This is a genomic window from Arthrobacter sp. 05L417 (genome assembly GCF_056397865.1).
The window spans coordinates 1-6,126 of record NZ_JBFTOG010000070.1 but is presented as its reverse complement, the minus strand read 5'-3'; the positions used below and the strand labels follow the sequence as shown (position 1 = coordinate 6,126).

Annotated in this window: 4 protein-coding genes; 1 reads left to right on the top strand and 3 read right to left on the bottom strand. The window is 64.5% G+C overall.

Translation table 11 applies throughout. The features are described 5' to 3' along the window. The first annotated feature begins 175 nt into the window (after nt 1-175). Nucleotides 176-535 (top strand): hypothetical protein, encoded by a 360-nt coding sequence (locus tag AC1DJW_RS26205; protein WP_476902919.1) that lies wholly within the window; start codon nt 176-178, stop codon nt 533-535. A gap of 549 nt (nt 536-1,084) precedes the next feature. Here AC1DJW_RS26205 and AC1DJW_RS26200 read toward each other — a convergent pair. From AC1DJW_RS26200 to AC1DJW_RS26190, 3 genes are all read right to left on the bottom strand, one after another. Beyond that, nucleotides 1,085-3,286 carry a tetratricopeptide repeat protein gene (locus AC1DJW_RS26200; protein WP_476902918.1) on the bottom strand — a complete coding sequence of 734 codons (2,202 nt, stop codon included), beginning with the start codon at nt 3,284-3,286 and terminating at the stop codon, nt 1,085-1,087. 173 nt (nt 3,287-3,459) lie between these two features. Then, the gene (locus tag AC1DJW_RS26195; RefSeq protein ID WP_476902917.1) at nt 3,460-5,628 is read right to left on the bottom strand and encodes a tetratricopeptide repeat protein; all 2,169 of its coding nucleotides are present in this window, start codon (nt 5,626-5,628) and stop codon (nt 3,460-3,462) included. A gap of 121 nt (nt 5,629-5,749) precedes the next feature. Next, entirely contained in the window at nt 5,750-5,902 is a 153-nt protein-coding gene (locus tag AC1DJW_RS26190) for a hypothetical protein (protein ID WP_476902916.1), read from the bottom strand. Nucleotides 5,903-6,126 lie beyond the last annotated feature (224 nt).

Genomic DNA, 6,126 nt, shown 5'->3' with positions numbered 1-6,126 from the left:
ACGGTCACGGCGGCGAACACGGTGAGCAGGGGCAGCAGCGCAGCGGCGTCCATCGGTGGTGTCCTTTCATTGAGGGATGTTCCGTCTGGGGTTGAGGTGTTCCCTCGTTTCCTGGCCGGGGCTGCGTGTCCGGTCCCGGTCGTCGTATGCGCTGTTGCCTTGGGCATGGTGAGCCTTGGGTTCGGCCGCCACACCGGTGCGGGCCGGGTCAGGTGGCGGGGGTGTGGTGGCCTTCGCGGATGTTGGTGGTGATGGTGTCGTGGAGTTGTTCGGAGGTGAGGAATTCGGCGAGGTGGTTGTGGACGGCGATTTTTCCGGGGTCGCCGGTGAGGTAGTCCCAGAGGTATCGCTCGGTGAAGCCGGTGAGGGCGAAGAGCTTGGTGAAGGTGTGCGCGTCGCGGGGGCGGCGGAGTGTGGTGAAGCATCGGCCGACGTGGCCGGCGGTGATGTTGTAGATGCCGGTCAGGACGCTGACGGGGTCCGCGGGGTGGTCCGGGCCGGCGGTGTTGATGCAGCGGTTGGCGAGGTCGGCTGAACCATTCCATGGCGGGTGCGGCCTTTCCTTGGGTGCGTGTGGTTTCTGGTGGCCTTTTGGGGTGTTTGTGATGGCGGTGGTCCGTCGCTTCCCACAGGCGTTCCCGCACCGTGGCCGATGGGTCCGGGGATTACTGGTCTGTGGATTTCGTTGCCGTCGGCTTTTTGGTTCAATCCAGGGACCGGGCCGACCGCGCGGTAGGCGTGATAATGCCTTGAGCCAGGCCAGATGCCATGCCAGAGCCTACAAATGATGATGGAAGCGAGGCTCCACGCGCGTCGGATCGTGTGGGGGATACCGGGGCGTACGGATCGAAGCGCTGTGTCTTCCTCGGGCATGGTCAGCTTGCGTCCGGCCAGGATGGGGAACCCTGGATCAGCGAGCACATTGACCTGATCAGCTGGTTCCAGCGGGCGCCGGAACTGCTCCCGGCCCCAGCATTCGTGCTTGCGGAAGTGCTGAGTTTCGGCTTCCCGATCCAGCTGGTGGTTCTCGGCGGCGGTTCCTCGGTGTCTGGATCGGGAGCTTCGGCGGCTCGGCTCCTGTTTTTTATCGGGCGTCAGGGCCAGGTGTCTGGGTTACCAGGTGCGTACGGGTGTGGTGGGGCGCGGGATGTGCGGGTAGCCGGTTTTGTCCGTCCATTCGGTGAGGGTTTGGCGTGGTGTGCTGGTGGTTGGTGTGAGGAGGGGTGGTCGTGGGTGTCCGGGGAGGGCTGCGGTGGTGAGGAGCGTGGTGGTTCCGGCGGCGCTGGTTGCCGGGCCACCGCCTGTTGTTCCCGGGAGTGAAGGGTGTGGGGTATCCGGTGGTTGTGGCTTCGGTGAGTTCGATGCCGAGGGCGCGGGCGCTGGTGGCGTACTCGCCGGTGTCGGTGCCGGTTTCGCGGTGGGTGGTGGTGTTGATGTGGGTTTCGATGAGGTCGCTAATCAGGACCGGGTCGTGGGCTGAGACGGCTAGTTCGAGGACGAGTTTCGTAGCCGCCGCGGCTTTCGCGGACCAGGCGATGCGTTCGGCTGCGGTGCGGAATTGGAAACGGATGGAATCCAGGTACAAGGCCGCCGGGATGGCCAGCTCCAAGGACTCCCGCGCTGGGCGGCGTGCGGGGTCGCTGGCTTTGTGCAGCGCTTCAGCCCGGTTCATGGCGGCCCACGCTGCGTCCTGGGGGAGGCCCTGTGCCCGGTAGAGGGCTACGGCCTGTTCATGGAGGGTGCCGGAGCCGGGGAGGTCACCGCGGTCCACTGCCAGGAGCGCCAAGAATTTGAGGGAATCGGCTTGTCCTTCGAGCATTCTGATGCCCTCGTAGAGCTCCAGTGCCCTGGCGAAAGATGCCGCGGCGCGGTCCCAGCGTCCCGCAGCCCTGTGCATGGCTCCGATGTTGTTGTGCACGAAGGCCTGCTCGGCCGGAAGGCTGAGGGCCTCATAGCGTTCCAGTGCCCGGGCAAAGGAATCAGCGGCGTGGTCCCGGCGTCCAGCGGTCAGGTGCAGGGCTCCAAGGTTGCTGTGCACCATCGCCTGCCGTTCCGGCAGATTGAGGGTTTCGTAAAATTCCAGTGCCCGGGCGTAGGATGCCACGGCGTCTTCAGGGCGTCCTGCGTTCCGGTGCACGCCTCCGAGGTTGTTATGGACGAGTGCCTGGTCTGCTGGAAGGCCCAGTCCTTCATAGAGCTGTGACGCCTGTGCGAACGATCCGGCGGCGTCCTCCCCGCGTCCGGCAGCCAGATGCAGGGTTCCAAGGTTGCTGTGGACCATTGCCTGCTGTTCCCGCAGATCGAGTGTCTCGTAGAGACGCAGGGCCCTGTTATATGATCTGGCGGCCTTTGCCCAATGTCCGGAGTCCTGGTGCAGGGAGCCCAAACGGTTGTGTATTGTGGCATGTTTTTCAAACCAGTCCAAGGCCACGCACAGTTCCAGCGCCCGGCGATAGGATTTGGCTGCGGCGTCCCAGCGTCCGGCAGCCTGGTGCAGACCTCCGAGGTTGTTGTGCACCATTGCCTGGTCTGCGGGGAGTTTGAGGGTTTCGTACAGCCTCAGGGCCTGGTTGTAAGCTTTGGCTGCGGCGTCCCAGCGGCCGGCGGCCTGGTGCAGGGTGCCGAGGTTGTTGTGCACCATTGCCTGCCGTTCCGGCTGGTCGAGGACCTTGTACAGGTCCAGGGACCGGTCAAGGGATGTGGCTGCCTTTTCCCAGTGGCCGGCGTCCCGGTGCAGGGTGCCGAGATTGTTGTGGACCGCGGCCTGCCGCTCGTGAATGCCCAAGGCTTCGTACAGCTGAAGGGCCCGGGCATAGGATGCCGCGGCCTGCTCCCACCGTCCGGCGACCCGGTGCAGGGTCCCAAGATTGTTCTCCACCGTTGCCTGGTCCTCGGGCAAACCCAAGTCCTCACACAGATCCAAGGCACGGGAATAAGATGCCGCGGAGTCGTCCCAGCGTCCAACAGCCTTGAACAGGGACCCAAGGCTGTTGTGCACGAAAGCCTGCTGTTCAGGCAGCTTCAGGGCTTCATACGCAACCAGGGCTTCCTGGTACCAGACGACCGCGTTCTCCGGCGAGTTGAGACGGTGATGGATTTGAGCGTGCAGCACCATGAAGTCCGGATGGCGTTCGCTCCCGGGCGCAGGGCATGGCAGACCTTCAATTTCTGACATGGCTGCCGCAGCTTCGGCACGGCTGAGAGATCCCGCGGTGATGTCGGCCAGCAGTTGTTCGAGCCGGCTAATTGATTCATCTCCGGGGCCGCCCTGGACCACATCTGCCATCAAAAACCGCTCCTGCCTCCGCCGTTCGGCCTAGTCTACGGGCACACCAACCGAGTGCCCGTGATACCGGCTTCCGGGTTTTGGTCATGACGAACCTTGCTGCACGGGATTGGATACTTCCGCTCGGCTTACGGTTTCCCGGTCAAGTCCCGGCGCTGAGGCCCCAATGCGAGTTACCAGGTTCTGATGGGTGTGGTGGGTCTTGGAACTGAGGGGTAAGCATTCTTGTCCGCCCACTCGGTGAGGGTTTGGCGTGGTGTGCCGGTGGCGGGTGTGAGGAGGGGTGGCGGCGGGTGTCCGGGGAGTGTTGCGGTGGTGAGGAGGGTGGTGGTTCCGGCGGCGGTGGTTGCTGGCCCGTTGTCGCCGGGGGTGATGGGTATGGGGTTTGCGGTGGTGGTGGCTTCGGTGAGTTCGATGCCGAGCGCGCGGGCGCTGGTGGCCTGTTCCTCGGTGCGGGCGTCGGTATCGGCATTGTTTGTGGTGTGGGTGGTGGTGTTGATGTGGGTTTCGATGAGGTCGCTGATGAGGGTGGGGTCTTGGGCTGCTGCGGCGAGTTCGAGGGCGAGTTGGGTGGCGGCGGCGGCTTTGGTGGACCAGGCGGTGCGTTCGGGTGCGGTGCGGAACTGGAAGCGGACGGAGTCCAGGTAGAGGGCTGCGGGCAGGGCGAGTTTCAGGCAGTCCGAGGCTGTGGCTGTGGACGTTTGATGGAGTGCTCGTGCTTGCCGGATGCAGGCCCAGGCCGCGTTCTGCGGGAGGCCTTGTTTCCGGTAGAGGGTGGTTGCCTGGTTGAAGAGCCGGGTTGAGTTGGGGGTGTTGCCGCGGTCGATGGCCAGTAGTCCCAGTCTTTCAAGCGACCCGGCCTGTCCCTCGAGGAGGTCGAGGGTTTTGTAGTGGTCCAGGGCGCGGGTGTAGGAGGCGGCGGCCTGGTCCTGGCGTCCGGCGGCCTGGTGCAAGACCCCGAGGTTGTTGAGAACCGTGGCCAGCCGTTCGTGAAGGCGCAGGGTTTCGTATATGGCAATTGCCCTAGTGAAGGCCTCGTCGGCTTGGTCCCAGTCTCCGGAGACCCGGTGCAGGGTCCCGAGGTTGTCGTGGACGCGGGCCTGATCCTTGGGGAGGTCAAGGGTTGTGTAGATTTCCAGGGCACGGGTGAAGGCCTCGGCGGCTTGGTCCAGGCGTCCGGAGGCCAGATGCAGCGTGCCGAGGTGTGTGTGGACGCGGGCCTGGTCTTCCGGGAGGTTGAGAGCTTCGTAAAGGTCGAGGGCGCGGGTGTAGGAGGCTTCGGCGTGCTCCCAGCGTCCGGCGTCCTGATGGAGGGTACCGAGGTTGGCCTGCACACGGGCTTGGTCGGCGGGGAGATTCAGGGTTTTGAGGAGGTTCAGGGCGCGCGTGTAGGACGCGGCGGCCTGGTCCCAGTCGCCGGCGTTCTGATCCAGGGACCCGAGGTTGTTGTGGACGCGGGCTTGGTCGGTGCTGAGGCCGAGGGATTCGTAGATTTCCAGGGCGCGCGTGAAGGCGGCGGTTGCGTGGTTCCAGCGCCCTGCGTCCTTGTGGAGGGTACCGAGATTGCTGTGGACCAGGGCCTGGTCTTCGGGAAGGTCCAGTGCGGTGTAGATGTCCAGGGCGCGGGTGTAGGCGGCTGTGGCGTCGATCCAGCGGCCTGTGTCCTGGTGGAGGGTGCCGAGGTTGTTGTGCACACGGGCCTGGTCCGCAGGGAACCTGGGGCTTTCGTAGAGGTCGAGGGCACGGATGTAGGAAGCTTCGGCGTCTGTCCAGCGTCCGGCGACCGTGTGAAGTGCCCCGAGGTTGTTGTGGACGCGGGCTTGGTCGGTGCTGAGGCCGAGGGATTCGTAGATTTCCAGGGCGCGCGTGAAGGCGGCGGTTGCGTGGTTCCAGCGCCCTGCGTCCTTGTGGAGGGTACCGAGATTGCTGTGGACCAGGGCCTGGCCTTCGGGGAGGTCCAGGGTTTCGTGAATGTCCAGGGCGAGGGTGTAGGAGGCGGCGGCTTGGTCCCAGCGTCCGGCTTCCCTGTGCAGGTTTCCGAGGTTGTTGTGCACGATGGCTTGATGTTCGGGGAGGTCCAGGGTGGTGTAGGTGTCGAGGGCATGCCGGTAATGGGCGAGTGCTGTGTCGGGGTTTCCGAGTTGTTCGTGGAGGACGGCTTTGAGCATCTGGACATAGCCATAGCGTTCCGTTGCCGGGGATGGATGTTCCGTGCTTTCGGTCTGGTGCAACTCGTCGAGGGCTTCGGCGCGGCCCAGGTGTCCCTGCCCCAGGGCTTCCAGGAGGTTCTGGAGGTGTGTGGCGGCGTCGTGACCGGGTTCGTTAGTGGATGTGTCGGTCATCTCGGCTACTCCTGGCTTGGCGTGGTGGCCCAGTCTATGACTGCTTGGACGGACCGTGAAGACGACCCCGAGAGCGGGGGTGGGGGTTGCGGTAGGTCTTGCCCTGTCTGGAGGGCAAGACCTACCGGTTCCTTGGTGTTGGTGCCTGTCCCGGCAACCACGCGAGTGCGTTTGTGTGTGCTGTGGCCTCTTTGACAAGCACGGGTTGTCCTTCGGTGTTGTGTTTGGGGCTGTGGTCTTGGATCCAGTCGATGCGGTATTCGTAGTCGCTCATGGGGGTGTCGTTGCTGCTGCGGTGGTTTGGGGTGTTTTGTGCCTGTGGCGGGTCCGGTCCGGTCGGGTCTTGCTCTAGTGGGTGGTGGGGGTGAGGTTGCCGGTGACTGCGTGGAGGGTGGAGGCGATCTCATTCAGTTTTTGGGTGCTTTTGGATAGGGACACGGTGTTGCGGGCGCCGCCCATTGCGCGTTGGTGGAGGGGTTGGCCGAGCGCGACGAGTTC

Bases quoted from the DNA above. Each gene is read 5' to 3' on its own strand.
- AC1DJW_RS26195 (WP_476902917.1), bottom strand. From the start codon at position 5,628: ATGACCGACACATCCACTAACGAACCCGGTCACGACGCCGCCACACAC.
- AC1DJW_RS26200 (WP_476902918.1), bottom strand. From the start codon at position 3,286: ATGGCAGATGTGGTCCAGGGCGGCCCCGGAGATGAATCAATTAGCCGG.
- AC1DJW_RS26190 (WP_476902916.1), bottom strand. From the start codon at position 5,902: ATGAGCGACTACGAATACCGCATCGACTGGATCCAAGACCACAGCCCC.